General features: G+C 59.3%; 22 protein-coding genes and 3 tRNA genes. 7 read left to right on the top strand and 18 right to left on the bottom strand.

From position 1 onward, the window contains the following. Positions 1-9 precede the first annotated feature (9 nt). Positions 10-2,049: an NADPH-dependent 2,4-dienoyl-CoA reductase gene (locus PMA3_RS08185; RefSeq protein WP_064676681.1), complete on the bottom strand. Its 2,040-nt coding sequence runs from the start codon at positions 2,047-2,049 to the stop codon at positions 10-12. Between the two features lie 209 nt (positions 2,050-2,258). Here PMA3_RS08185 and PMA3_RS08180 point away from each other — a divergent pair, with 209 nt between their 5' ends. Together PMA3_RS08180 and PMA3_RS08175 are read left to right on the top strand one after the other, a co-directional pair. Further along, positions 2,259-3,389 carry a carbon-nitrogen hydrolase family protein gene (locus PMA3_RS08180; protein ID WP_064676680.1) on the top strand — a complete coding sequence of 377 codons (1,131 nt, stop codon included), beginning with the start codon at positions 2,259-2,261 and terminating at the stop codon, positions 3,387-3,389. 3 nt (positions 3,390-3,392) lie between these two features. Continuing rightward, positions 3,393-4,433, top strand: coding sequence for an AraC family transcriptional regulator (locus PMA3_RS08175; protein WP_064676679.1), 1,041 nt, complete (start codon positions 3,393-3,395; stop codon positions 4,431-4,433). Positions 4,434-4,776: 343 nt separating this feature from the next. Here the strand turns inward: PMA3_RS08175 and PMA3_RS08170 are convergent, their stop codons facing one another. From PMA3_RS08170 to PMA3_RS08125, 10 genes are all read right to left on the bottom strand, one after another. After that, on the bottom strand, positions 4,777-5,625 hold the full coding sequence (locus PMA3_RS08170; protein ID WP_064676678.1) for a DUF2242 domain-containing protein: 849 nt from the start codon (positions 5,623-5,625) through the stop codon (positions 4,777-4,779). A gap of 208 nt (positions 5,626-5,833) precedes the next feature. Beyond that, positions 5,834-7,705, bottom strand: a complete 1,872-nt coding sequence (locus PMA3_RS08165; RefSeq protein WP_064676677.1) for a SurA N-terminal domain-containing protein — start codon at positions 7,703-7,705, stop codon at positions 5,834-5,836. A gap of 233 nt (positions 7,706-7,938) precedes the next feature. Beyond that, a complete protein-coding gene (locus tag PMA3_RS08160) occupies positions 7,939-8,211 on the bottom strand; it encodes an HU family DNA-binding protein (protein WP_002552737.1) in 273 nt (90 codons plus the stop codon). 148 nt (positions 8,212-8,359) lie between these two features. Then, the gene (lon, locus tag PMA3_RS08155) at positions 8,360-10,756 is read right to left on the bottom strand and encodes an endopeptidase La (RefSeq protein WP_064676676.1); all 2,397 of its coding nucleotides are present in this window, start codon (positions 10,754-10,756) and stop codon (positions 8,360-8,362) included. Positions 10,757-10,931: 175 nt separating this feature from the next. Further along, positions 10,932-12,215 (bottom strand): ATP-dependent Clp protease ATP-binding subunit ClpX, encoded by a 1,284-nt coding sequence (gene clpX / locus PMA3_RS08150; RefSeq protein ID WP_007946893.1) that lies wholly within the window; start codon positions 12,213-12,215, stop codon positions 10,932-10,934. A 110-nt stretch (positions 12,216-12,325) separates the two neighbouring features. Further along, positions 12,326-12,961, bottom strand: coding sequence for an ATP-dependent Clp endopeptidase proteolytic subunit ClpP (clpP, locus tag PMA3_RS08145; RefSeq protein ID WP_064680636.1), 636 nt, complete (start codon positions 12,959-12,961; stop codon positions 12,326-12,328). Positions 12,962-13,053: 92 nt separating this feature from the next. Next, positions 13,054-14,364, bottom strand: a complete 1,311-nt coding sequence (gene tig / locus PMA3_RS08140; RefSeq protein ID WP_064676675.1) for a trigger factor — start codon at positions 14,362-14,364, stop codon at positions 13,054-13,056. Between the two features lie 400 nt (positions 14,365-14,764). Next, positions 14,765-14,849 (bottom strand) — tRNA-Leu (locus PMA3_RS08135). Between the two features lie 56 nt (positions 14,850-14,905). Next, positions 14,906-14,981, bottom strand: a tRNA-His gene (locus PMA3_RS08130). Positions 14,982-15,021: 40 nt separating this feature from the next. Then, positions 15,022-15,098 (bottom strand) — tRNA-Arg (locus PMA3_RS08125). 279 nt (positions 15,099-15,377) lie between these two features. Here PMA3_RS08125 and folD point away from each other — a divergent pair. Together folD and pbpG are read left to right on the top strand one after the other, a co-directional pair. Next, positions 15,378-16,232, top strand: coding sequence for a bifunctional methylenetetrahydrofolate dehydrogenase/methenyltetrahydrofolate cyclohydrolase FolD (folD, locus tag PMA3_RS08120; protein ID WP_064676674.1), 855 nt, complete (start codon positions 15,378-15,380; stop codon positions 16,230-16,232). A 496-nt stretch (positions 16,233-16,728) separates the two neighbouring features. Then, positions 16,729-17,667 (top strand): D-alanyl-D-alanine endopeptidase, encoded by a 939-nt coding sequence (pbpG, locus tag PMA3_RS08115; RefSeq protein WP_064676673.1) that lies wholly within the window; start codon positions 16,729-16,731, stop codon positions 17,665-17,667. A gap of 177 nt (positions 17,668-17,844) precedes the next feature. On the opposite strand, the gene PMA3_RS08110 is transcribed toward pbpG, so the two are convergent. The 3 genes from PMA3_RS08110 to PMA3_RS08100 form a co-directional block, all read right to left on the bottom strand. After that, the gene (locus PMA3_RS08110; protein ID WP_064676672.1) at positions 17,845-18,057 is read right to left on the bottom strand and encodes a hypothetical protein; all 213 of its coding nucleotides are present in this window, start codon (positions 18,055-18,057) and stop codon (positions 17,845-17,847) included. A 17-nt stretch (positions 18,058-18,074) separates the two neighbouring features. Continuing rightward, on the bottom strand, positions 18,075-18,281 hold the full coding sequence (locus PMA3_RS08105; protein WP_064676671.1) for a DUF6021 family protein: 207 nt from the start codon (positions 18,279-18,281) through the stop codon (positions 18,075-18,077). A 115-nt stretch (positions 18,282-18,396) separates the two neighbouring features. Continuing rightward, positions 18,397-19,068, bottom strand: a complete 672-nt coding sequence (locus PMA3_RS08100; RefSeq protein ID WP_064676670.1) for a peptidase C39 family protein — start codon at positions 19,066-19,068, stop codon at positions 18,397-18,399. 237 nt (positions 19,069-19,305) lie between these two features. Between PMA3_RS08100 and PMA3_RS32760 the strand changes: the two genes are divergently transcribed. Then, a complete protein-coding gene (locus PMA3_RS32760; protein WP_162493637.1) occupies positions 19,306-19,464 on the top strand; it encodes a hypothetical protein in 159 nt (52 codons plus the stop codon). 79 nt (positions 19,465-19,543) lie between these two features. On the opposite strand, the gene PMA3_RS08095 is transcribed toward PMA3_RS32760, so the two are convergent. Both PMA3_RS08095 and PMA3_RS08090 read right to left on the bottom strand, forming a co-directional pair. After that, positions 19,544-20,293: a TerC family protein gene (locus tag PMA3_RS08095; protein WP_064676669.1), complete on the bottom strand. Its 750-nt coding sequence runs from the start codon at positions 20,291-20,293 to the stop codon at positions 19,544-19,546. 28 nt (positions 20,294-20,321) lie between these two features. After that, positions 20,322-20,564, bottom strand: coding sequence for a hypothetical protein (locus tag PMA3_RS08090; protein WP_064676668.1), 243 nt, complete (start codon positions 20,562-20,564; stop codon positions 20,322-20,324). 299 nt (positions 20,565-20,863) lie between these two features. On the opposite strand from PMA3_RS08090, the gene nhaR reads away from it, so the two are divergent. Beyond that, entirely contained in the window at positions 20,864-21,763 is a 900-nt protein-coding gene (gene nhaR / locus PMA3_RS08085; protein ID WP_064676667.1) for a transcriptional activator NhaR, read from the top strand. A 4-nt stretch (positions 21,764-21,767) separates the two neighbouring features. On the opposite strand, the gene PMA3_RS08080 is transcribed toward nhaR, so the two are convergent. Next, positions 21,768-22,922, bottom strand: a complete 1,155-nt coding sequence (locus tag PMA3_RS08080) for an MFS transporter (protein WP_064676666.1) — start codon at positions 22,920-22,922, stop codon at positions 21,768-21,770. Positions 22,923-23,195: 273 nt separating this feature from the next. On the opposite strand from PMA3_RS08080, the gene sstT reads away from it, so the two are divergent. After that, positions 23,196-24,428, top strand: coding sequence for a serine/threonine transporter SstT (sstT, locus tag PMA3_RS08075; protein ID WP_064676665.1), 1,233 nt, complete (start codon positions 23,196-23,198; stop codon positions 24,426-24,428). Positions 24,429-24,618: 190 nt separating this feature from the next. Here sstT and PMA3_RS08070 read toward each other — a convergent pair whose 3' ends face one another. Further along, a complete protein-coding gene (locus tag PMA3_RS08070) occupies positions 24,619-25,128 on the bottom strand; it encodes a DUF1993 domain-containing protein (RefSeq protein WP_064676664.1) in 510 nt (169 codons plus the stop codon). Positions 25,129-25,138 lie beyond the last annotated feature (10 nt).

Raw genomic sequence — 25,138 nt, 5'->3', positions numbered from 1 at the left:
GACCTGCTGTTATAACTGCGCCGCCAACCGCGACCCCTGATTAATCGCCCGCTTCGCATCCAGCTCAGCCGCCACATCCGCGCCGCCAATCAAATGCACGTTCTGCCCCGCCGCCACCAGACCATCATGCAATTCACGCAACGGATCCTGCCCGGCGCAGATCACGATGTTATCCACCGGCAGCACTTGCGGTTCGCCGGTTTCGCCGACGCGGATGTGCAGGCCCTGGTCGTCGATCTTCAGGTATTCGACGCTGTTGAGCATCTGCACCTGTTTGTTTTTCAAACCGGTGCGGTGAATCCAGCCCGTCGTCTTGCCCAAGCCGTCGCCGACCTTGGATTTCTTGCGTTGCAGCAGGAACACGTCACGGGCCGGGGCATGGGGCTCGGCCTGGATGCCGGCCACACCGCCGCGGGCTTGAAGGTGGGTATCGATGCCCCACTCCTTCCAGAACGCTTCACGGTCCTGGCTGGTGGCCACGCCCTGGTGCACCAGAAACTCCGACACGTCGAAACCGATCCCCCCAGCGCCGATCACCGCGACACGCTTGCCCACCGGTTTGCGCTCGAGGATCACGTCCAGGTAGCTCAGCACCTTGACGTGCTCCACGCCCGGAATCGCCGGGGTCCGCGGGGCGATGCCGGTGGCGAGGATGATCTCGTCGTAGCCGCCTGCCAGCAACTGCGCCACATCGACCCGGGTGTTCAGGCACACCTCGACATTCGTGGTCTGCAGCTTGCGATTGAAATAGCGCAGGGTTTCGAAGAACTCTTCCTTGCCCGGCACTCGCTTGGCGATGTTGAACTGGCCACCGATTTCACTGGCCGAATCGAACAGCGTCACCTGATGGCCACGTTCGGCGGCCACGGTCGCCGCGGACAACCCGGCGGGGCCGGCACCGACCACGGCGATTTTCTTGATCTGCTGCACCGGCAGGTAATTCAGCTCGGTCTCGTGGCAGGCCCGCGGGTTCACCAGGCAGCTGGTTAACTTGCCGCCGAAGGTGTGATCGAGGCAGGCCTGATTGCAGCCGATGCAGGTGTTGATTTCATCGGCACGGCCGGCGGCGGCCTTGTTGACGAAGTCCGGGTCGGCGAGGAAGGGGCGCGCCATGGAGACCATGTCGGCATCGCCTTCGGCCAGAATCTGCTCGGCGACTTCCGGGGTGTTGATGCGGTTGGTGGTGATCAGCGGAATGCTCACCGAGCCGCGCAGCTTGGCCGTGACTTTGCTGAACGCACCGCGCGGCACCTTGGTGGCGATGGTCGGGATTCGCGCCTCGTGCCAGCCGATGCCGGTGTTGATGATGGTCGCGCCCGCCTGCTCGATGGCCTGGGCCAATTGCACGATTTCTTCCCAGCTGCTGCCGCCTTCCACCAGGTCGAGCATCGACAGGCGGAAGATAATGATGAAGTTCGGGCCGACCGCTTCGCGCACCCGGCGCACGATCTCGACCGGCAGGCGCATGCGGTTTTCGTAGCTGCCGCCCCAACGGTCGGTGCGGTGGTTGGTGTGGGCGGCGAGGAACTGGTTAATGAAATAACCTTCCGAGCCCATGATCTCGACGCCGTCGTACTCGGCGGTTTGTGCCAGGGTCGAACAGGTGACGAAATCGCTGATCTGTTTCTCGATGCCCTCCTCGTCCAGTTCCTTGGGCTTGAACGGGTTGATCGGCGCCTGGATCGCACTCGGCGCGACCTGTTTCGGGCTATAGGCATAACGACCGGCGTGCAGGATCTGCATGCAGATCTTGCCGCCCGCCTCGTGCACCGCACGGGTCACGATCCGGTGTTTGAGCGCTTCTTCCTCGGTGGTCAGCTTGGCCGCACCGGAATACACCCCGCCCTCGTCATTCGGACCGATACCGCCGGTGACCATCAAGCCCACACCACCCCGGGCACGCTCGGCGAAGTACGCGGCCATGCGTTCGAAACCGCCGGGCTTCTCCTCAAGACCCGTGTGCATCGAGCCCATCAGGGTGCGGTTGCGCAACGTGGTAAAACCCAGGTCCAGCGGGGCCAACAGGTGCGGGTAATGAGCGGCGGCCATCGGTAACTCCACAACGAGCGATCACGGAAAAAGTGAGGGTGCTCTTTGGCACCCCTCTGTCATGTGCCACAGACTATGAGCACGCCACCGGTCGCTCAATGACCGTAACTGACAACTTATTGATCCAAATGCGCAGCGCCCCTTGGCAAGCGCGGGCATGGGCCCTACCCTAGTCAGCGAATCCTGCACACGGCTGTTGACTGTTTTCCATGCGCAAACTTCTGTACCTGACTTTTTCCATGGCATTGATTGCCGCCCTGACGACCTACGCGATGTGGGCCGCTGACCGTCCGGTGGGTCACTACCTGTCGGACCTGCGCATCGATCTCGCCGTCGATCAAGGCACCCCTGCCGATCGCGGTAACCTGCTGGGCATTCAGCCCGAACTGTTCCCCTCCGACTACCAAAGCTCCGAGCGCCTGCACCGCAAGCTCGCGGCCTATCTGCAGAAGGCCCGGGACCAAGGCCTGCTGAATGAAAAAACCATCGTCGTGCTGCCGGAACACATCGGCACCTGGCTGATGGTCAGCGGCGAGAAAGATGAGCTGTACCAGGCCACCACCCTCAAGGAAGCCATGAACTGGCTGGCGGCGAGCAATCCCTTGAAGTTTATCCGCGCCCTGATTGGAGCCCAAGGCGACAGTCGCCTGGACGACGCTCACCTGCGGATGAAAGCCAAAGGCATGGCCAAGGATTACCAGGCCTTGTTCGGTGGCCTGGCCAAAGAATTCCAGGTGACCCTGGTGGCGGGCTCCATCGTGTTGCCCGAACCCAGCATCATCGACGGCAGGCTGAAAATCGGCGGCGGTGCGCTGTATAACAGCAGCGTGGTGTTTGGCCGCGATGGTCTGCCGATCGGCCAGCCCCAGCGCCAGATGCACCCGGTGTTCGATGAGCATGAGGTCATCGCCGCCAATGGCGAGCGCACGCCCAGCGTCGTCGACACCCCGGCCGGACGCCTGGGGGTGCTGATCGGCAGCGACAGCTGGTACCCGGACGCCTACCGCAAGCTTGACGCCCAGGGCGCGAAGTTCGTCGCGGTGCCGGCCTTCGTGACCGGACGCGGCACCTGGGATAAACCGTGGCGCGGCTACAAGGGGTTGTCGACGCCCGGCTCCGTCAGCCTCAAGGCCGAAGAACTCAGCGAAGGCCAGGCCTGGCATCACTTGACCCTGACCGCTCAACCGCCCAGCAGCCAGGCGATCGCCGGCATGAGCGTGTTCCTGCGCGGACAGTTCTGGGATCAGGGCAGCGCCGGGCAAAGCTTTCTCAGCAGCAACGGCCAGCATTTTGCCGACGGCAATGCCCGTGGCGCGCGTTTGCTGAACCTGTGGTTATAACCCATGAAACCCTTGCCCATGCGGCTGGGCGATCTGTCGGTGGGCTTCGTGCACAGCCTGGCCGATGCGGTGCGCAGTCACGATGCAGATCCTCAACCGCTACTTGAGCAGTACGGTCTCGATGCGGCGCGCCTGAGTGAAGCCGGTGCCCGGCTCTCGATCCCGCGCTACATGCGCCTGGGCCACAGTGCCATTCAACTGACCGGCGACCCGGCGTTGGGTTTGCGCATGGGCCAGCTCAGTCGCCTGAGCCAGGCCGGCCTGGCTGGAGTGACCGCGGCCCAGGCGCCAACGGTGCGAGAAGCGGCGCGCTGCCTGATTCGTTTCGAAGCCTTGTACGGCTCCAACTATCGCGGGCAATCAAGCTTTCATGAGGACGCCCAGGGCGCCTGGCTGCGCTTTTATTCCATCAGCCCTTACAACGCCTATAACCGCTTCGTGGTGGATTCGATCATCGCCGGCTGGTTGCAGCAACTGTCCAGCGTCAGCCCTGCCCCGCTGCGTGCCGAACGCATCGAGATCGAGTTCCCGGCGCCTGATTACCGTGAGGCCTATGCCGTGCTGGGCGACTGTGCGATCCAGTTCGGTGCCGAACACAATCAACTGCGCCTGAGCCTGGCCAGTCTCGCTCAGCGCAATCCGCTGCACTGCCCGAGCACCTGGCGGCACTTGCTGCAACTGTGCGAACGGGAACTGGAGCAATTGACACGCACCCGCAGCCTGCGTGAACGCATCACTCAGTTGCTGGGGCCATTGCTCAATGGTGGCCGGGAGCCCGACCTGGAAGAAGTGGCGGCACGCCTGAAGCTGCCGACCTGGACCTTGCGTCGCAAACTGGCCGAGGAAGGCACGCAGTTTCGCGCGATCCTCAACGACACCCGCCGCGACTTGGCCATGACCTACATCCGCGATACCGAACTGGCGTTCGGAGAAATCGCCTACCTGCTAGGTTTTGCCTCTGCCGAAGCCTTTCAACGGGCCTTTAAACGCTGGAATGGCCAGACCCCCGGCGAGTTTCGCCGCAGCCATCGCCAATCCGCCTGACGCCTACAGTTCGGTGGCGTCTTCGGCAGGTTCCAGCGGGTCGAGTTCGAACGCCTGATACTCGAGCAGTTCTTCTTGATATTCGTCCATTTTTGATCCCCCACGGTTTGTTTAAAAAAATGCCTGAATAAGTGACCTGCGCATTGAGCATAAAGTGCCCACGTGAAAGAAAAATGACGCAGGCAAGACACTACGCGGCTACTTGATAAAACGTAGCAGGCGATCGGGGATTTATCACAGATTTTTTTCGGTACCGGCCGCAGAACTGTGACCGGGGTTGACGCGAGTCAATGATGAAGCCAATTGCGGGATCGGTGCCGTCTGACCCGATCCCGTCACATGCTTACTGGGCGGTGACCGGCATGGCCGAAATCGGCTCGGTCGGGGGTGGCAAACTGGAGTCCGCCGGAGCGGTGCCCGTTTCGGTGGATGTTGCCGGTTCGCTGTTGTCGGCCGGGGTAATCGGTGCAGTTTCTGGCGGCGGGGCCATCGGCTCCGAGGCAGCCGGTGCCGGCGCAGGTTGCTCTACCGGGTCCTGAGCCGGTGCAGGCGCAGGTTCTGCTGCCGGTGCCGGCGTCGGCACCAATTGAGCCGGTGCGGCCTTGGCTTCAGGCATGCCCAGGTCGGTTTTCGGCTTTTCCTTGATGTGTGCAGCCTTCTTCGCTTCCGGTGGCAGGAACAACTCGACCAGGGTGAAGAAACGCTCGTAGAACTTGGCCGAGGACACGGTTTCGCTGGCGACCTTGACCATCGAGTCGTCTGACGAGCCGATCGGCATCGATACCGAGCCCAACACACCGACGCCAAGGCTGGCGGAGTTGTTGGTCTTCTTCAGCGCATAGCGGTCCTGCAGGGCGTTGGCGAACATGGTCGCATGGTGCCCCTCGGTGCCGTCATCGGCGCAGACCACGCTGAAGCTGATCTCCATATGGGTATCGCCGGTCTGCTGGAAGCTCTTGTGGCCGCTGACCAGTTTCGGGTCGCTGCTGGTGATGATGTAGCCTTGGCTGAGCAACGCCCGACGGGCGGCCTCGCAGCTCTGCGCATCGGTCACCGGGTAATTGCGGGAAAAGGTACCGGAGTCATCGAAGTTCTCATGCTCATAAATGGCGGTCTTCTCCGACGAGCAGCCGGCAGCGGCGGCCAATACCAGAGCCAGCCCGACGACATGCATGGGAATTGATTTAGACATTGAACATCCTGAAGAAACGGTCTGGGGCTTATTGTGCAACAGATCGATGCTTAGCGTCGCACCGATTGGTGTCTTAAAACGGTTACACGACTACTGACCGTTTATATCCAGGAAAGTCGCGCGGGATTGCGGATTCCCGATGGCAGGGGAAAAAAAACCCCGGCCTTTTGGGCCGGGGTCTTTGTGTTGCGCAGAGCTCAAGCAGGCATCAGAACCGCTCGATGTCCGCTTCGGCTTCCAGCTGCTTGCGGTAAGCCGCAAAGTCTTGCTGGCCAATGCGCGAGGCGAGGAAGCGACGGTACTGGGCCTTCTCTTCGTCGGTCGGTGCCACTGCTTCGTTCACGGCATTGAGACGCACGATCACCAGGCTGCCATCGGCCAGGGTCACGCTGTTGAAGGTCGGTTTGTCCTTCGCGGCCGGTTTTGGCATGCGGAACAGCGCTTGCAGCACAGTCGGGTCGATGCCTTCCTGGGTGCGAGTGGCGGCGGTGGTGACTGTCCAGTTCTGGCCATCGATTGCCTGGTCCGCTGGGGTCTTGCCCTCGCGCAGGCTGACGATCAACTCATCGGCCTTGGTCTTGGCGGCAGCGCTGGCGTGCTCCTTGGTCAATTGCCCGCGGATCGCGGCAGACACGCTTTCAATCGGCAGTTGCGCCGGTTTCAGGTGCTCCTTGGCGCGCAGCACGATCACGGTTTCCGGATCGAGTTCGATGGCGGTGCTGTTGGCACCCTCATCCAGCACTTCAGGACTGAATGCAGCGGTGATCACGGCGCGGTTGGCCGCCACACCTTCGCCGCCTTCACGGCCGAACGGCTTGGACGTGTGCACGGTCAGCTTCAAGTCTTGCGCCGGCTGAGCCAGGTCGGAGGACTCGAACGCCGAGTCTTCCAGTTGCTTGGTGGCCTCGACGAAACGCTGTTCGACCTGTTGGGTTTTCAGCTCGCGGGTCAGCTTGTCTTTCAGGCTGGCGAACGTTGGAACCTGCGGCGCTTCGACGCCCAGCAGCTTGATCAGGTGGAAACCGAAGTCGGTGCGAACCGGCTCCGAGACCTGATCCTTGGCCAACGCATACAGCGCTGTTTCGAAGGCTGGATCGTAGACGCCAGGACCTGCGAAACCGAGGTCACCGCCGTTATTGGCCGAACCCGGGTCCTGGGAGAATTCCTTGGCCAGTGCCTCGAACTGCTCGCCCTTGGCCAGACGTGCCTGGACCTCTTCGATCCTGGCCTTGGCTTGCGCCTCGGTCACCTTGTCGTTCACTTCGATCAGAATGTGCGCAGCCCGACGCTGTTCGGACAGGTTCGCGGTTTCTTTCTGATACGCCGTTTGCAGGTCTTCGTCCTTGACGCTGACCTGATCGAAGAAGGACGACTTCTTCAACTCGAGGTAATCGATGACCACCTGATCCGGCGTCATGAATTCCTTGGCGTGCTCGTCGTAGTAGGCTTTGACTTCTTCGTCGGTCAGCTTCACAGCCGCCGGGTCGGCCTTGACGTTCAGGGAGGCGAAATCGCGGGTCTGTTTTTCCAGACGGGCGAAGGCCAGCACCTGTGCGTCGGTGACGAAACCGCTGCCCGCCAGGCCGGCGCGCAGCTGACCGATCAGCATTTCCTGAGCCAGCATCTGGCGGAATTGCAGGCGGCTGTAACCGAGTTGACGGATGACCTGGTCGAAACGCTCGGCGCTGAACGCACCGTCCACCTGGAATTCAGGCGTTTGCAGGATCACTTGGTCCAACGCTGCTTCGGAAAAAGCGAAATCGGATTTTTCTGCGCCCTGGAGCAGCAGCTTGCGATCGATCAAGCCTTTGAGGGCCGATTCGCGCAACATTTTTTCGTCGAGCAAGGAAGCATCGAAGTCCTTGCCCAGCTGTTGCATGAGCTGACGGCGTTGCATATCGACCGCCTGGCTCAGCTCGCCCTGACTGATTTCTTCACCATTGACCTTGGCCGCGTTCTGACTGTTGGTCGTGGCCTGGAAAATGGCTTCGACACCGGTGAACGCCATCAGTACAACGATGATCCCGATGATGGTCTTGGCAATCCAGCCTTGTGAATTGTCCCTGATATTCTGCAGCATGCGTCCCCCAGAAACGGTTGAACTTCAAAATTAGGCAACCGTGGAGCGTGGGTAGAATCCGGATAGAAGAAAGGCGCATCCGAGGATGCGCCTTCTCGTAACTGGCGGAGCGGATCGAGGGCTCGAACGTGCGACCCTCGGTGTCTCGGTACGGCGACTTGCCGACTGGACCACCGCTCCGCTGCCAGGTCAGGCATGACCCCGACCCGGATAGGCAAAAACCTGAATCGAACTTAGTTGACAGCTTCTTTCAGTGCTTTGCCGGCTTTGAAACCTGGTTTTTTGGCGGCTGCGATTTCCAGCGTCTTACCGGTCTGCGGGTTACGACCAATGCGAGCTGGACGATCGGTGACGGAGAACGTACCGAAACCTACCAGAACAACAGAGTCGCCAGCCTTGAGAGCGCCAGTGACGGATTCGATTACAGCGTCCAGCGCACGGCCAGCAGCAGCTTTCGGGATATCAGCGGATGCAGCGATAGCATCAATCAGTTCCGACTTGTTCACTCTAAGTCCCCTTATATCTATTTGAGTATGATTCTAAGTTTTTTGGTGAAAGCAAAAAAACGAGTGCTGAATGGCCTGCAGACACTTAAGAGCCGCTTTATAACAAGGGCCCTAAAAAGCGTCAACACGCCCCCCAGGCAAATACGTACTAATGCGTGCTAATTCTTTCCTTAGAGTCAGACTCGCGTTTTTCATCCTTTGCAACAATCTCCGGAGCCACATCAGGTAAGGGCTCCGGCGCGTATTGCAGCGCAATTTGCAGGACCTCGTCAATCCATTTAACCGGTTTAATCTGAAGATCTGCTTTGATATTGTCCGGAATTTCCTTCAGATCGCGTACGTTCTCTTCAGGAATGATCACCGTCTTGATACCACCACGGTGAGCCGCGAGCAGTTTTTCCTTCAGACCGCCAATTGCCAGCACCTGGCCACGCAGGGTGATTTCGCCGGTCATGGCGACGTCCGCGCGTACCGGGATCCCGGTCAATGCCGACACCAGGGCCGTGCACATGCCTACACCGGCGCTAGGGCCATCCTTCGGGGTCGCCCCTTCCGGCATATGGATGTGGGTGTCGCGCTTCTCGTGGAAGTCCAGGGGGATGCCCAGGCTTTTCGCGCGGCTGCGCACCACGGTCAGGGCTGCGGTGATCGATTCGACCATCACGTCACCCAGGGAACCGGTCTTGATCAACTGGCCCTTGCCGGGAACGACAGCGGCTTCGATGGTCAGCAATTCGCCGCCCACCTGAGTCCACGCCAGGCCGGTGACTTGACCGATCTGGTCCTGGGATTCGGCCAGGCCGTAACGGAATTTACGCACGCCGAGGAAATGCTCGAGCATGTCGGCCGTGACCTTCACCGAGAAGCGTTTTTCCAGCGCGTGCTCTTTGACCGCCTTGCGGCAGACCTTGGCAATCTGGCGCTCCAGCCCACGTACACCGGCTTCGCGGGTGTAGTAGCGGATGATGTCGCGGATCGCTTCGGCGTCGAATTCCAGCTCGCCTTTCTTCAAGCCGTTGGCGGTGATCTGCTTGGGCGAAAGGTATTTGACGGCGATGTTGATCTTCTCGTCTTCGGTGTAACCCGGCAGACGAATCACTTCCATCCGGTCCAGCAGCGCCGGCGGAATGTTCATGGAGTTGGAGGTGCACAGGAACATCACATCGGACAGGTCGTAGTCGACTTCCAGATAGTGATCGTTGAAGTTGTGGTTCTGCTCGGGATCGAGCACTTCCAGCAACGCCGAGGCCGGATCGCCACGCATGTCGCTGCCCATCTTGTCGATTTCGTCGAGCAGGAACAGCGGGTTGCGCACCCCTACCTTCGTCATCTTTTGAATCAATCTTCCTGGCATCGAACCGATATAAGTCCGGCGATGACCACGAATTTCCGCTTCATCGCGCACACCGCCGAGGGCCATGCGCACGAATTTGCGGTTGGTGGCGTGGGCAATCGATTCCGCCAGCGAGGTTTTACCCACGCCTGGAGGGCCGACCAGGCACAACACCGGGCCGCGAATCTTCTTCACGCGCTTTTGCACGGCGAGGTATTCGAGGATCCGCTCTTTGACTTCTTCCAGGCCGTAGTGGTCGGCGTCGAGAATGTCTTCGGCCCGGGCCAGGTCCAGACGCACCTTGCTCTGGGCCTTCCACGGCACCTGGACCAGCCAGTCGATGTACGACCGGACCACGGTCGCTTCGGCGGACATTGGCGACATTTGTTTCAGCTTGTTCAGCTCGCCCTGGGCCTTGGCCAAGGCATCTTTCGGCAGACCGGCGGCATCGATGCGCTTTTTCAGCTCTTCGATTTCATTGTGGCCTTCCTCGCTGTCGCCGAGCTCTTTCTGAATGGCCTTCATCTGCTCATTCAGGTAGTACTCACGCTGGCTGCGCTCCATTTGTTTCTTGACGCGACCGCGAATGCGTTTTTCGACTTGCAGCAGGTCGATCTCGGCATCCAGCAGCGCCAGGACGTGCTCGACCCGGGCCGACAAATCGATGATTTCGAGGATTTCCTGCTTCTGCTCGATCTTCAGGGCCATGTGCGCGGCCATGGTGTCGACCAGGCGGCCTGGCTCGTCGATGCTGTTGAGCGACGACAGGACTTCAGCCGGGACTTTCTTGCCCAACTGCACATATTGTTCGAACTGCGCCAGCAGGCTGCGGACAAACACTTCCGACTCGCGCTCGGGCGCCTCGGTTTCGTCGATCAGCGAGACTTCGGCGCGGCAGTGGCCGTCCACTTCGCTGAAGCGCTCCACGGCGCCCCGCTGCTCACCTTCGACCAGAACCTTGACCGTGCCGTCAGGCAGCTTGAGCAGCTGCAGGACGGTCGCAATCGTACCTACGCGATAAAGCGCATCTTCACCGGGATCGTCGTCAGCAGGGTTTCTCTGAGCCAGCAGAAGGATCTGCTTGTCGCCGGTCATCGCTGCCTCGAGGGCTTCGATGGATTTCTCGCGCCCCACGAACAGCGGGATAACCATGTGCGGATAAACCACAACATCACGCAATGGCAGGAGAGGCAATTCGATGGTCGTCTTCATGATTTCGCCTCTACGGCGGCCATAAGGCCGTAAACAGATGGAAGTAAGCTTGAAACCAAGATGGGGGCTGGTTTGGAAAAAAACAAGCAGATAAAAGAGCGGCTTAAAAGATTATGGCCTGGCCACAATAGCAAAGGGGCCCGAAGGCCCCTTCTTTGTTACGGCGGCGTGACGCTTAGGCGTCTGGCGCTGCCTTGGCAGCCGGCTCACTGTTTTCGTAGATATACAGTGGCTTGGACTTGCCTTCTATGACGCTTTCGTCGATCACCACTTTACTCACCTCGGACTGCGAGGGGATTTCGTACATGGTGTCGAGCAGGACGCCTTCGAGGATCGAACGCAGTCCACGGGCACCGGTCTTGCGTTCCAGGGCACGTTTGGCGACCGATTTCAGCGCGTCGGCGCGGAATTCCAGGTCTACGCCTTCCATCTCGAACAGCTTGGCATACTGCTTGGTCAGCGCATTTTTCGGCTCGGTGAGAATCTGCATCAGCGCAGCTTCATCAAGCTCGTCCAGCGTGGCCAGGACCGGCAGACGACCGACGAACTCCGGGATCAGACCGAACTTGACCAGATCGTCAGGCTCGACTTCACGCAGGGATTCACCGACTTTCTTGCCTTCTTCCTTGCTGCGCACTTCTGCGTTGAAACCGATGCCGCCCTTGGTGGAACGGTTTTGAATAACCTTTTCCAGACCGGAGAACGCACCACCGCAGATGAACAGGATGTTACGGGTGTCGACCTGAAGGAATTCCTGCTGCGGATGCTTGCGACCGCCTTGGGGCGGAACGGAAGCGACCGTGCCTTCGATCAACTTGAGCAGGGCCTGCTGCACGCCTTCACCGGAAACGTCCCGGGTGATCGACGGGTTGTCAGACTTGCGCGAGATCTTGTCGATCTCATCGATGTAGACAATGCCCATCTGGGCTTTTTCCACGTCGTAATCGCACTTCTGCAGCAGCTTCTGAATGATGTTCTCGACATCTTCACCCACGTAACCCGCCTCGGTGAGGGTGGTTGCGTCGGCGATGGTGAACGGAACGTTCAGCAAGCGGGCCAGGGTTTCGGCAAGCAGGGTTTTACCCGAGCCTGTCGGGCCGATCAGCAAGATGTTGCTTTTGCCGAGTTCGACGTCGTCATTCTTCTTGTCACGCTGGTTCAAGCGCTTGTAGTGGTTGTACACCGCTACGGCCAGAACCTTTTTCGCACGCTCCTGACCAATCACGTACTGATCAAGGATGCCGCTGATTTCTTTAGGCGAAGGCAATTTATGCGCGCTGCTCTCGGCCTGGGCTTCCTGCACCTCCTCACGGATGATGTCATTGCACAGGTCGACGCATTCGTCGCAAATGAAGACCGAGGGGCCGGCAATCAATTTGCGCACTTCATGCTGGCTTTTGCCGCAGAAGGAGCAATAGAGCAATTTGCCGTTGTCCTCGCCGTTGCGGGTGTCAGTCATTCGTTCGATCCAAATCCGATAGGCTTGCAACACAAGATGAAGGCTATTGCGGGCTTTTTCAAGCCCGCGGGTGGTCAGACAAGCCGACCGACCTTATTTTGAGCTGCTTATTAAGCGGGGCGCTGGTCGATCACTTGATCGATCAACCCGTATTCACGGGCGGCTTCTGCACTCATGAAGTTGTCGCGGTTGGTGTCGCGCTCGATTTCTTCAAGCGTGTGTCCACTGTGCTTGGCCATCAGCGTGTTGAGACGCTCACGAATGAAGAGGATTTCCTTGGCATGGATTTCGATGTCCGACGCCTGGCCCTGGAAACCGCCCAGTGGCTGGTGAATCATCACGCGCGAGTTCGGCAGGCAGTAACGCTTGCCGGCGGCACCGGCCGTCAGCAAAAACGCGCCCATGCTGCACGCCTGACCGATACAGGTGGTCGACACGTTCGGCTTGATGAACTGCATGGTGTCGTAGATCGACATGCCCGCCGTCACCGAACCGCCCGGGGAGTTGATGTAGAGATGGATGTCCTTGTCCGGGTTTTCCGCTTCAAGGAACAGCAGCTGCGCACAGATCAGGTTGGCCATGTAGTCCTCTACCGGCCCCACCAGAAAGATCACTCGCTCCTTGAGGAGGCGCGAGTAGATGTCGTAGGCGCGCTCGCCACGAGCAGACTGCTCGACAACCATCGGGACCAGGCCGCCTGCGGCCTGGATATCAGAGTTCTGCTGAATATAAGAATTACGGAACATGCTCTGCAGTCGCTCCCAAATAGTTTTGTCTTGAATACGCATAAGCCAGCTCGAGAGCTGGCTTATGGTGTGTACTTCTAACGCAAAATCAATCAGTCGGCTTGTGGAGCTTCTACCGGCTTGACCGCTTCTTCGTAAGAGACCGATTTATCGGTCACGCTAGCTTTCTGCAGAACAGTATCCACAACTTGTTCTTCCAGCACAACCGAACGGACTTCGTTCAGCTGCTGGTCGTTCTTGTAGTACCAGGACACAACCTGCTCTGGCTCCTGGTAGGCCGAAGCCATTTCCTGGATCATTTCGCGAACGCGGGCGTCGTCAGGCTTGAGGTCGAATTGCTTGACCACTTCAGCCACGATCAGGCCCAGGACTACGCGGCGCTTGGCTTGTTCTTCGAACAGCTCGGCCGGCAGTTGGTCAGGCTTGATGTTGCCGCCGAACTGTTGAACAGCCTGCACGCGCAGACGGTCGACTTCGTTGGACAGCAGCGCCTTTGGCACTTCGATCGGGTTGGTCTCCAGCAGACCGTCCATGACCTGGTTCTTGACCTTGGACTTGATCGCCTGACGCAGCTCGCGCTCCATGTTCTTGCGAACTTCGGTGCGGAAGCCTTCCAGGCCGGTTTCCTTGATGCCGAATTGAGCGAAGAACTCTTCGTTCAGTTCTGGCAGTTTCGGCTCGGAAACAGTGTTCACGGTCACGGTGAACTCAGCGGCTTTGCCAGCCAGCTCGAGGTTCTGATAGTCCTCGGGGAAGGTCAGGTTCAGAACGCGCTCTTCGCCGGCTTTAGCGCCAACCAGACCGTCTTCGAAGCCAGGGATCATGCGGCCGGAACCCAGCACCAGCTGAGTGCCCTTGGCGGAACCGCCAGCGAACACTTCACCGTCGACCTTGCCGACGAAATCGATGTTCAGCTGGTCTTCGTTCTGGGCAGCGCGATCGGCCACTTCAAAACGGGTGTTCTGCTTGCGCAGCACGTCCAGCATTTTGTCCAGGTCGGCATCGGCCACGTCAGCGCTCAGGCGCTCGACAGCGATACCTTCGAAACCGGCAACGGTGAACTCAGGGAACACTTCGAAAACCGCGACGTATTCCAGGTCCTTGCCCGCTTCGATCGATTTAGGCTCGATCGACGGCGCGCCGGCCGGGTTCAGCTTTTGCTCGACGACCGCTTCGTAGAACGAAGACTGGATCACGTCGCCTACCGCTTCCTGGCGCGCATCGGCACCGAAACGACGCTTGATTTCGCTCATTGGCACTTTGCCTGGACGGAAACCAGCGATCTTGGCCTTTTGGGCAGTCTGCTGCAGACGCTTGTTGACCTGAGTCTCGATGCGCTCAGCCGGCACGGTGATGCTCATGCGGCGCTCAAGAGCAGAAGTATTTTCAACAGAAACTTGCATGGATATTCCTCGTTGCACAGACGTTAGCCGGCCGTTTCCGACCCCAGAATCAAGGGCATGCATTCTAGTGGGTCAAACTCAAGAAGTCACCCTACTGAAAACGGGTAAAAAAGCAGCAGGCAATTTATAGGCGGGGACAAACGGTTATGCCTCGCCCTGTTAGCAAATACGGTCAATCAGGCCAAGGCTCTGCAGCAGTCCTTCTATATATAGGAAGGAGCGGCCATGTCCCCCTGACAGCGGGCGAATCGGCATCATCGAGAAACAAAAATGCGACGAGACGACCTGCCCTCTCAACCCGGAACCCGCGGTTGCCTTGAAAATTGCGACCTTTAAAACAAAAACGGCGCAGCCCTTTTCAGGTGCTGCGCCGTTTTCTGCTATTAAATAGCGACTTGTATGGTGCGGACGGAGAGACTCGAACTCTCACACCTTGCGGCGCTGGAACCTAAATCCAGTGTGTCTACCAATTCCACCACATCCGCGTATCAAGCTTTTAAAGCAAAGGCGCCAGACTGTTAATCTGGCGCCTTTCTAAATATGGGGTGGACGAAGGGGATCGAACCCTCGACAACGGGAGTCACAATCCCGTGCTCTACCAACTGAGCTACGCCCACCATATTGCCATGTTGCGTTACTTGTGCCAAAGCTGCCTAATGGCGCACCCGGCAGGACTCGAACCTGCGACCATCCGCTTAGAAGGCGGATGCTCTATCCAGCTGAGCTACGGGCGCCTTATTAATCTGTATTCTTGGACGATTACAAACTAAGTGCTTTCAGTCTCGCCGAATCAAACATCAACTCCGCTCAACCTTCTTAACCAGTGCTAGGCTGTGCCCGACAAGTGCGACGAATGTTATAGGTGACCCTGAAGGTCGTCAACTCTTTTTTAAAAAAAATTCATTTAATTAAAGGGGTTAGGGGAATTTGCAGACCAAGCGCCTTTGCCCTCACCTCCTGACATGCGAGAATGCGCTCTCTTTTTTTCACCTCTCGATGGTTAATCACGCGCAATGACTGCACAACTAATCGACGGCAAATCGATCGCCGCCAGCCTGCGCCAGCAGATCGCCAAACGCGTCACCGAGCGTCGCCAGCAAGGCCTGCGCACGCCCGGCCTCGCGGTGATCCTGGTCGGCAGCGATCCTGCCTCTCAGGTTTATGTCTCGCACAAGCGTAAAGACTGTGAAGAGGTCGGCTTTCTATCCCAAGCCTATGACCTGCCTGCTGAAACCACTCAAGAAGCGCTGACCGATCTGATCGATCGCCTGAACGACGACCCGGCAATCGACGGCGTTCTGCTGCAGCTTCCTTTACCTGAACACCTGGACGCCTCCCGGTTGCTGGAACGCATTCGGCCGGACAAGGACGTCGACGGTTTCCACCCTTATAACGTCGGCCGCCTGGCCCAGCGTATTCCTCTGCTTCGTCCGTGCACTCCTAAAGGCATCATGACGCTGCTGGAAAGCACCGGTGCCGATCTTTACGGGATGGACGCGGTGATTGTCGGCGCCTCCAATATTGTCGGCCGCCCGATGGCGATGGAATTGTTGCTGGCCGGCTGCACCGTGACCGTCACCCACCGCTTCACCAAGGACCTGGCGGGCCATGTCGGTCGTGCCGACCTGGTCGTGGTGGCGGCTGGCAAGCCGGGGCTGGTGAAGGGCGAGTGGATCAAGGAAGGCGCGATCGTGATCGACGTCGGCATCAACCGCCAGGCAGACGGCAAGCTGGTGGGTGACGTGACCTACGACACCGCCCTGCCCCGCGCTGGCTGGATTACGCCGGTTCCGGGTGGCGTTGGGCCGATGACCCGTGCTTGCCTGTTGGAAAATACGTTGTATGCGGCGGAAACGCTGCACGGTTGATTGCGGTAAAGCCTGGGCGGCCTACTGGCCGACCTGGCTCTCTGGTCCGCATGCAATTCAAATGCAGGAGCCGGCTTGCCGGCGAAGGCGCCCTGACCGCCGCCCCTTCCATTTCAACCGTCTTCGATCCCCCTGATCACCTGATCCCCCTGTAGGAGCAAGCTCGCTCCTACAGGGGGTCGGCGTATCTCTGCGCTTTACACCGCTCATCAAGCAATTGCCTGACAGAAGAAATGCCCCCTCCAAAAGAAATCCATCCGGCCGCCAGCCATCTCCTGAAGTGAACAGTAATTGCGCCCAACGCCAGGGTTCTTTTGGCCATCAGTCAATAGCTCGACCACCCGCCGGAAATTAGCTTTTTTTTCATGTTTCCAAGGACTTTGACCCCATCCTTGAACAACCATCGACAGTTATTCAGCCATACTCCAGAATGTCGCGCTTTTTACGAAACAGCCCGTTACATAACGGCTTATCAACACTTCATGAGTCTGCCAGCGTGAAAATCCGTCTTTCCATCCTGAGCCTGTTTTTTGCTGTTACAGGGGCTTTCATCACGCCAATTGCCATCGCTGCCGACACCACCTCGGCCCCCCGCGATACGAAACAACTGAAGATCGCGTCCGGCAGCGCCTTGCTGATGGATATGCAGACCAACAAGATCATCTATGCCACCAATCCTGACGTGGTGGTACCGATCGCTTCCGTCACCAAATTGATGACCGGTCTGATTGTGGTCGAAGCCCGGCAGAACATGGACGAATACCTTTCCATCAACATCAGCGACACGCCGGAAATGAAAGGTGTGTTTTCCCGGGTCAAGCTCAAGAGCGAATTGCCACGTCGGGAAATGCTGCTGATTGCCCTGATGTCCTCGGAGAACCGCGCGGCCGCGAGCCTCGCCCATCATTATCGGGGCGGCTATGTCGCGTTTATTGCTGCGATGAACGCCAAGGCCCGGGCGCTGGGCATGACCAGCACCCATTTCGTCGAGCCGACGGGCCTGTCCCCACGTAACGTGTCCACCGCCCGCGACTTGAGCAAGCTACTGGTGGCCGCACACAAGTATCCGTTGCTGACCGAATTGAGCACCACCAAGGAAAAGACCGTCTCGTTCCGTAAACCCAACTACAGCCTGGGTTTTCGTAACACCGACCATTTGGTCAGGAAGCCGAACTGGGACATCAAACTGACGAAAACCGGTTTCACCAACGCCGCCGGCCATTGCCTGGTGCTGGTCACCCACATGGGTAACCGCCAGATGGCGCTGGTCATTCTCGATGCCTACGGTAAATACACCCACTTTGCCGATGCCAGCCGTATTCGCAGCTGGGTCGAGACCGGCAGGGGTGCTGATGTGCCGTCGGTGGCGCTGCAGTACAAATCCGACAAGGATCTCAAGAGCCGGCAAAGTGGTGTGGTGGAGGCGTCGAAGTAGGACGAAAGCCGCGCTTGCCCGCGTCCTTCTTCTGTAGGAGCGAGCTTGCTCGCGATGGACGTCAACGATAACGCGTTTATCCTGAATAAACGCGTTGCCCTTGAAACCATCGCGAGCAAGCTCGCTCCTACAGGTCATGCGTTTATTCAGGATAAGCGCGTTATCGTTAGTTGACGGTTAATCATTCGGCAGCGGCATCTGGTCGTCGTCCGGGATGCCATCGCCCTTGCTCGGGTCTCTGTGACCCTGATGCTCGGTTGGAGTCACCAACGGCCTGGCCAACGGATCCCTCAGCGGGCTATTCGGATCCATCACCGGATCGGTGTCCGCTTCGGGGGTGGTTGGGACGCTGTCCGGACGTTTGTCGTTGAAACTCGAATCGGTAGACATACGCACCTCACTTGGGGTCAGGGTTTCAGGTTGGCGAGAGGGTCATAAGGCTTCGCCGGCGCCTTGTCGTCATCGCCCGGCTTCACGTCCCTGGGGGCCTTGGCCGGTCCGATGGGATCGACCTGGGGATCGGCGAGGTCCGGCGAGTCGGGGTCGAAGCCCAGCTCATCGCCGGATGAATGCTCGGACGAGTGTGGGCCATCGGGGGTATTGGAATGTGCCATCGGCGCCTCCTGGGTATGTCCTGAACTATAAGGACTGACCCGGAAAAAATTCCGGGTCCTTATACCTGAGAGGCCAATTGCAGGTGACAGTGCCCTGCAGATGACGAACGGAACACTACTGCGCGGACAACGCCCTCTTCGCCCGGGCAGCCGCCTGCTCCTGACCTGCCTGGGCCAGATCGCCGGCCGCCTTCAGCCAGCGCTGCTGATCGACGTTGGCCGGAAGCTGGTCCGGTTTCTGGATCAGCACCGCCCATCCCCCGGCGTCCTTGAACGCCGACTCGAATGAACTGAAGCTCATCAGCGTCCGCCGGTTCATCCCGGCCCGCAGCAGCACGGTCTGTTTGTCACGGTTGTAGCCGGCGAGAATGGCGTAACGCGGTCCCGCCCAGAACGCCGAGCCTTCGGTGAAGCGCACCATCACAGGATTTCCGGCCGCGACCTGGGCCAACAGCGCAGGCAGGTTGGCGTCCAGGGGATAGACCACCATGCCGTATTCGCGGGCGAGGTTCAGCATGTTCTGCTGCAAACGGGCTTCGGCACCCGGCAATTGCAGGGGCTTGTCGAGCAGCCCCGGGGTGATCACGATGCCCTGCTGGGACAACAGGCTGGCCAGGACCTGGGGCCCGCTCTGATTGTCCTGCCCACGGTAGAAGGTACCGCTGAGTTCGACCCGCTCCGGCAGCCGCTTGATTTCAGGTGCAACGCTTCCCGCACACCCCGCCAGACCCGCCACACTGCCAATCAGCACTGCCACCGAAAGAATTCGAGAAAATACCCGCACCATCTTCGCTCACTTGTTCAGACGCCAGGCGTACGTGCTCCCGGCTTGGCCGACGATCATAGGACGCCAGACCGCAGCGGTATAGCCTTCAGCGGCAGTTGATTGCGTTCGATAGAGCAAACTCGTTGAAGCCAGCCGACCTTTGGTCAATAGTCTGAAACAAGGTAGCGGCTAAACTGTCATTTGCAGAGAGTGTACGCCCGCGACAGGGGCAAGGAGGAGGCACTGATGAGCCTGACAATGACCATAATAATGCTGGTAGCCGGTTGGCTGGCGGTGGCTACTGCCATGTTGTGGGGCGTCCTGCGCATTACCCGCCGGCATCACCACGCTCCCGTGCAACCGGCATCGCCGACAGCCCCCGACAAACCGGCCAACCACCACGCGACCGCGCACTGATTGGCGCTTTTGGGTCCTGCAAACAAAAACGGCCGCCCGGATTCTTGCGAGTCCGGGCGGCCGTTTCGTTCAGTGCAGGTTACGCTTGAGCGGCAACCTTCCTCTGCTTCGCCCGTCGGGACATCATGTTCAGGCCCTCGATCGTGGCCGAGAACGCCATTGCCGCGTAGACATAGCCTTTCGGTACGTGGGCGCCGAAGCCTTCGGCGATCAGGGTCATGCCGATCATGATCAAGAAGCCCAACGCCAGCATCACCACGGTCGGATTGTCGTTGATGAACTTAGCCAACGGGTCAGCCGCCAGCAACATCACCAGTACCGACACCACCACCGCAATGATCATGATCGGCAAATGCTCGGTCATGCCGACAGCGGTGATGATGCTGTCGATGGAGAACACCATGTCCAGCATCAGGATCTGACCGATCGCCGCAGCAAAGCCCAGGGTCACGGTGGAGGTTGCCGATTTCGGATCCTCTGGCGCCGGGTCCATGCTGTGATGGATTTCGGTGGTCGCCTTCCACAACAGGAACAGGCCACCGGCGACCAGGATCATGTCTTTCCAAGAGAACGCGTGGCCGAGAATATCGATCACCGGCTCGGTCAACTGGACGATGAACGCGATGGTGCTCAACAGCCCCAGTCGCAGGATCAACGCCATGCCGATACCGATGCGCCGCGCCTTCTGCCGATGCTGCTCGGGCAGTTTGTTGGTCAGGATCGAGATGAAGATAAGGTTATCGATGCCGAGCACGATTTCCATCACGATCAACGTGGCCAGGGCGACCCAGGCGGTGGGGCTTGCAGCAAGTTCTAAAAGGTATTCCATGGGTCAGTCCTGACTCGTTTGAGGCGGTTTAGATTTCCTGGGACGAAGACTCGGTTTTGCGCTTGTCTTCGGCCGATGGTTCTTTTTTGCTGATCAGGCCGCCGGTGGCGTCGCTTATCGCTTGTTCGGCGGCTTTGTGGGTGTCGTCGATCGCTTGTTTCGCGCTTTCGGCAGCCTTGCCCATCAGTTGTTGAGCGCTTTTCTCGGCCTGGTCGCAACCGGCCAGTACCAGTAAAGACGTGATCAGCAACGCCGTGGTTTTAAGCTTCATGATGTTTCCTCGATAGAACAGACAGAGCCGAAAAGGCCTCTCGTCGATAGCGGGGCATTCTAGGGAGATGAACACTTCAGGAAAATTCGTATTTTTGGCTGCTATACTTCGGTTTTTACGAATCCAGAAACGCAATACCGAATAAATGTGTGTGTGTGTGTGTGTGTGGGTTGTACTTGTAGGAGCGAGGCTTGCCCGCGAAGAACGATAACGCGGTTGTCCTGAAAGACCGCGTTATCGTTCTTCGCGGGCAAGCCTCGCTCCTACGGGGGGTTGTGTGATTAGGGGAAATAAACAGAATGTTGAATTACCGACAGCTGCATTACTTCTGGGTGGTGGCCAAGACCGGCAGCATCGTGCGCGCCTGTGAGCAGTTGAACCTGACCCCGCAGACCATCAGCGGGCAGATCTCCCTGCTCGAGCAAACCTATGGCATCGAGTTGTTTCGCCGGGTTGGGCGCCAGCTTGAGCTGACGGAGGCCGGACGGCAGACCCTGCCTTACGCCGAGCAGATGTTCCAGCTGGGCGGTGAACTGGAATTGATGCTGCGGGCGCAGCCCAACGAGCAGCAGATTCTGTTTCGGGTCGGCGTGGCGGACGTGGTGCCCAAATCCATCGTCTATCGACTGATCGCGCCGACCATGGAGTTGAGCGAACCGCTGCGCATCACCTGTCGCGAAGACAAGCTTGAACGTTTGCTCGCCGACCTGGCGATCCAGCGCCTGGACCTGGTGATCTCCGACAGCCCGATGCCCTCGCACCTGGACATCAAGGGCTACAGCCAGAAACTCGGTGAATGCGGAATCAGCTTCTTTGCCACCCCTTCACTGGCGGCGCAGTACGGCCAGGATTTTCCCCGCAGCCTGCACGGCGCCCCCCTGCTGATTCCCGGGCCGGAAACCGTAGTGCGCAGTCGTTTGCAACGCTGGTTTGCCGAACAGCAGATCCAGCCACGCATCGTCGGCGAGTTCGACGACAGCGCCTTGATGCAAGCCTTCGGTCAATCCGGCAGCGGGATTTTCATCGGTCCGAGCGTGATTGCCGACGAGGTCAAACGCCAGTGTGGCGTGCAATCCATCGGCCAGACCAATGCGGTCACCGAGTCGTTCTACGCCATTTCCGTTGAACGCAAGGTCAAGCACCCCGGCATTGTCGCCATTACCGAAGGTGCGAGGCGCGAACTGTTCACCGCGCTGTGAAGCCTCAGGCGCAGACTTCCCGGGGTTTGAAGGTCATCAGCGCCATGGCCAGCAGGATCGAGACCAGGATAAAAGCGGCCGCGGCAAAACCCAGGCCTTGCAGGCCCACGCTGTCGATCACCCGGCCACCGACCATGGCGCCCAGGCCGATCCCGAGGTTGGCCCCGGCAATGTTCAGCGACGCGGCAAAGGCCGGCGCCTCGGGTGCCGCCTTCATCAAGCGCACATGGCTGACCAGGAACAAGGCCGCCTGGGTCACGCCCCAGATCCCCATCGCCGCCGCCAGGCCCAGCGGCGAGTGAATGTTCGGCACCAACGCCACCATGCCGGCAATCATGAACGCGCAGAAGGTCACCGACGCGATCAGCGGGTGACGATCCACCGCACGGCCGCCCAGGGAGTTGCCGATCAGCCCCACCGCGCCGAAGCCCATCAGGCACCAGCCGACCACCGTGCCGTTGAAACCGGCCAGGCGCTCAAGGATGTCCGCCAGGTAGGTGTAAGCGGTGAACATGCCGCTGAACACCAGGATCGACAGCAGCACATGGCCGATCATCAGCGGGCTGCGCAGAATCTTGAACTGGGAGCGAAAACTCACCTGGTGCTGATGCAGGTTGGTTGACGGCAGGTAGATGAACAGCAGCAGCGCCTTGGCAAAGGCGATCACCGCCAGGATGCCGAAGGCACTGCGCCAACCGAACGCATCGGAAATCAGCGTGCCCACCGGAATGCCGAACACCGTGGCGCAGACAATGCCGAAACCGATCTTGGAGATGGCGCGACCGGCGAAGTCCGGGCCGACGATGTCCACCGCCGTCTCGCTGGCCAGGGCCCAGAACACCGGCAGCCCGAGCGCCGGAATCAGGCGGGCGATGGCCATCACCCAGATGTTCGGGGCGAACGCCGCCAGGGTGTTCGCCAGGCCGAACATGATCAGCACCGAAATGAACAGCTTGCGTCGCTCGAACCTGGCGAAGTACGCGGTCAGGAAGGGTCCGAAGGCGGCGACGGTAAAGGCGAACAGGGTCACCAGCAAACCCGCCTGGGGGATGCTGACCTCAAGGTCGCGGGCGATGGCCGGCAACAGGCCGACGATGACGAATTCCGTGGTCAGCACCGTGAAACCGGCGGCGGACAACAGAAGGATGGGCAACAGCATGCAGAACTCCAGAAAACGACGACACCAGCGACAGCCCGAAGGCCCGCTGGCAGAACATGAAAATGAGGATGGGCCATCTTAACAGAGTGATTCCGCGCGCGGTTGCACGAACCTGCCTTTCTCGTTTAACACGCGGGTGGCAGATCGTCACAGGTCTGAAGGATCGGGACGACGCTGTGATAAAGTCCGCGCCCTGCGATACCTGTTCATCGGCCATCGATTGGCATTGATGTCGCGCTATCGCGCACCTAATAAAATCAGAGATGTCGTTTTATGACCGCTTCATCCCCTTCGCTAGTCTATCGTTTGAAACGCTTGAGCCTGGTCACGCAAATCATCATCGGCCTGATCGCCGGGATTGTCCTCGCGCTGGTCGCGCCTGAAGTGGCCAAGTCCACCGCGTTCATCGGCAAAGTCTTCGTCTCGGCCCTGAAAGCCGTCGCACCGATCCTGGTGTTCGTGCTGGTCATGGCGTCGATCGCCAACCATAAGCACGGTCAGGAAACCCACATCCGGCCGATTCTGTTTTTGTATCTGCTGGGCACCTTCGCCGCCGCGGTGGTCGCGGTCGTTGCCAGCATGATGTTCCCTTCAAGTCTGGTGCTCGCCACTCACGACGTCGCGGTGACCGCCCCGGGTGGCATCAGTGAAGTGCTGCAAAGCCTGTTGCTGAGCGTGGTCGATAACCCGGTCAGCGCCCTGATGAACGCCAACTTCATCGGCATCCTGGCCTGGGCGATCGGCATGGGCGTTGCCATTCGCCATGCCGGTGACACCACCCGCGAGGTGCTCGGCGATTTGTCCAACGGCGTGACCCTGATCGTGCGCCTGGTGATTCGTTTTGCACCGCTGGGGATTTTTGGCCTGGTGGCCTCGACCCTCGCGACGTCCGGTTTCGGCGCCTTGCTCGGCTACATGCATCTGCTGGCCGTGCTGCTGGGCTGCATGCTGTTCGTGGCACTGGTGATGAACCCGATGATCGTGTTCTGGAAACTGCGTCGCAACCCTTATCCGCTGGTGCTGATGTGCCTGCGGGAAAGCGGGATCACCGCGTTTTTCACTCGCAGTTCGGCGGCGAACATTCCGGTCAATCTGGAGTTGAGCAAGCGCCTGGGCCTGCATGAAGACACGTACTCGGTCTCGATCCCGCTGGGCGCCACCATCAACATGGCTGGCGCGGCGATCACCATTACCGTACTGACCCTGGCGGCCGTGCATACCCTGGGTATTGCAGTCGATATTCCGACGGCCATTCTGCTCAGCGTGGTCGCGGCGATCTGTGCCTGTGGCGCTTCGGGCGTGGCCGGGGGGTCGTTGCTGCTGATTCCACTGGCGTGCAGTTTGTTTGGCATCCCGAGTGAAATCGCGATGCAGGTGGTGGCGGTCGGTTTCATCATCGGGGTGTTGCAGGATTCGGCGGAAACGGCGCTGAACTCGTCTACGGATGTGCTGTTTACCGCTGCTGCATGCCTGGGTGAAGAAGAGAAGGCCCAGCGGTTGGCGTAACCCCCCTATCCCCTGTGGGAGCGAGCTTGCTCGCGATGGGGACAGGACATTCAACATTGATGTTGGCTGACAGTCCGCCATCGCGAGCAAGCTCGCTCCCACAGGATCTGAGGTGAAGCTGAATAATGCGCACCTATTAAAAAGCCCCCGCAGCTTAAGGCTGCGGGGGCTTTTTTGTATTCGGGGGGGTTTAGAACGCGCCCATGTAATCGCGCTTGCCCACTTCCACACCGTTATGACGCAACAAGGCGTAGGTGGTGGTGACGTGGAAGAAGAATTGCGGCAGACCGTAGCTCAGCAGGTAAGCCTGGCCGGTGAAACGCTTCTCTTTAGGCGTGCCCGGACGGGTGACGATCTCGATGCCTTCCTTGCCGGCGATCTGCTCAGGCTTGATCTCGCCGATGTAGGCCAGGACCTTGGCGATCAGCGCTTGCAGTTCGGCGAAGGTGGTTTCGGTGTCGTCGTACTTCGGCACTTCGATCTCGGCCAGGCGCGAGGAAACACCCTTGGCGAAATCAACGGCGATCTGCACCTGGCGTACCAGCGGGAACATGTCCGGGTACAGGCGGGCTTGCAGCAACGCGTTCGGATCGATGTTTTTCGCGGTGGCGTGGGCTTCGGCCTTGTTCAGCACATCGCTCAGGGCGTTGAGCATTTGCTTGAATACTGGAACGGAAGCGTCGTACAGGGAAATGGTCATGGCAGTCTCA

It is taken from the genome of Pseudomonas silesiensis (genome assembly GCF_001661075.1).
In the GTDB taxonomy this organism is placed as follows: domain Bacteria; phylum Pseudomonadota; class Gammaproteobacteria; order Pseudomonadales; family Pseudomonadaceae; genus Aquipseudomonas; species Aquipseudomonas silesiensis.
Note: the sequence above shows the minus strand (reverse complement) of the source record. Positions and strands in the feature narration are given on the sequence as shown.

Coding starts and splice junctions, on each gene's coding strand:
- clpX (WP_007946893.1), bottom strand. CDS start 12,215: ATGACTGACACCCGCAACGGCGAGGACAACGGCAAATTGCTCTATTGC.
- clpP (WP_064680636.1), bottom strand. CDS start 12,961: ATGTTCCGTAATTCTTATATTCAGCAGAACTCTGATATCCAGGCCGCA.
- PMA3_RS08110 (WP_064676672.1), bottom strand. CDS start 18,057: ATGTCTACCGATTCGAGTTTCAACGACAAACGTCCGGACAGCGTCCCA.
- lon (WP_064676676.1), bottom strand. CDS start 10,756: ATGAAGACGACCATCGAATTGCCTCTCCTGCCATTGCGTGATGTTGTG.
- folD (WP_064676674.1), top strand. CDS start 15,378: ATGACTGCACAACTAATCGACGGCAAATCGATCGCCGCCAGCCTGCGC.
- PMA3_RS08080 (WP_064676666.1), bottom strand. CDS start 22,922: ATGCTGTTGCCCATCCTTCTGTTGTCCGCCGCCGGTTTCACGGTGCTG.
- PMA3_RS08185 (WP_064676681.1), bottom strand. CDS start 2,049: ATGGCCGCCGCTCATTACCCGCACCTGTTGGCCCCGCTGGACCTGGGT.
- PMA3_RS08095 (WP_064676669.1), bottom strand. CDS start 20,293: ATGGAATACCTTTTAGAACTTGCTGCAAGCCCCACCGCCTGGGTCGCC.
- PMA3_RS08180 (WP_064676680.1), top strand. CDS start 2,259: ATGCGCAAACTTCTGTACCTGACTTTTTCCATGGCATTGATTGCCGCC.
- PMA3_RS08070 (WP_064676664.1), bottom strand. CDS start 25,128: ATGACCATTTCCCTGTACGACGCTTCCGTTCCAGTATTCAAGCAAATG.
- PMA3_RS32760 (WP_162493637.1), top strand. CDS start 19,306: ATGACCATAATAATGCTGGTAGCCGGTTGGCTGGCGGTGGCTACTGCC.
- PMA3_RS08170 (WP_064676678.1), bottom strand. CDS start 5,625: ATGTCTAAATCAATTCCCATGCATGTCGTCGGGCTGGCTCTGGTATTG.
- PMA3_RS08175 (WP_064676679.1), top strand. CDS start 3,393: ATGAAACCCTTGCCCATGCGGCTGGGCGATCTGTCGGTGGGCTTCGTG.
- tig (WP_064676675.1), bottom strand. CDS start 14,364: ATGCAAGTTTCTGTTGAAAATACTTCTGCTCTTGAGCGCCGCATGAGC.
- PMA3_RS08100 (WP_064676670.1), bottom strand. CDS start 19,068: ATGGTGCGGGTATTTTCTCGAATTCTTTCGGTGGCAGTGCTGATTGGC.
- PMA3_RS08105 (WP_064676671.1), bottom strand. CDS start 18,281: ATGGCACATTCCAATACCCCCGATGGCCCACACTCGTCCGAGCATTCA.
- nhaR (WP_064676667.1), top strand. CDS start 20,864: ATGTTGAATTACCGACAGCTGCATTACTTCTGGGTGGTGGCCAAGACC.
- sstT (WP_064676665.1), top strand. CDS start 23,196: ATGACCGCTTCATCCCCTTCGCTAGTCTATCGTTTGAAACGCTTGAGC.
- PMA3_RS08165 (WP_064676677.1), bottom strand. CDS start 7,705: ATGCTGCAGAATATCAGGGACAATTCACAAGGCTGGATTGCCAAGACC.
- PMA3_RS08090 (WP_064676668.1), bottom strand. CDS start 20,564: ATGAAGCTTAAAACCACGGCGTTGCTGATCACGTCTTTACTGGTACTG.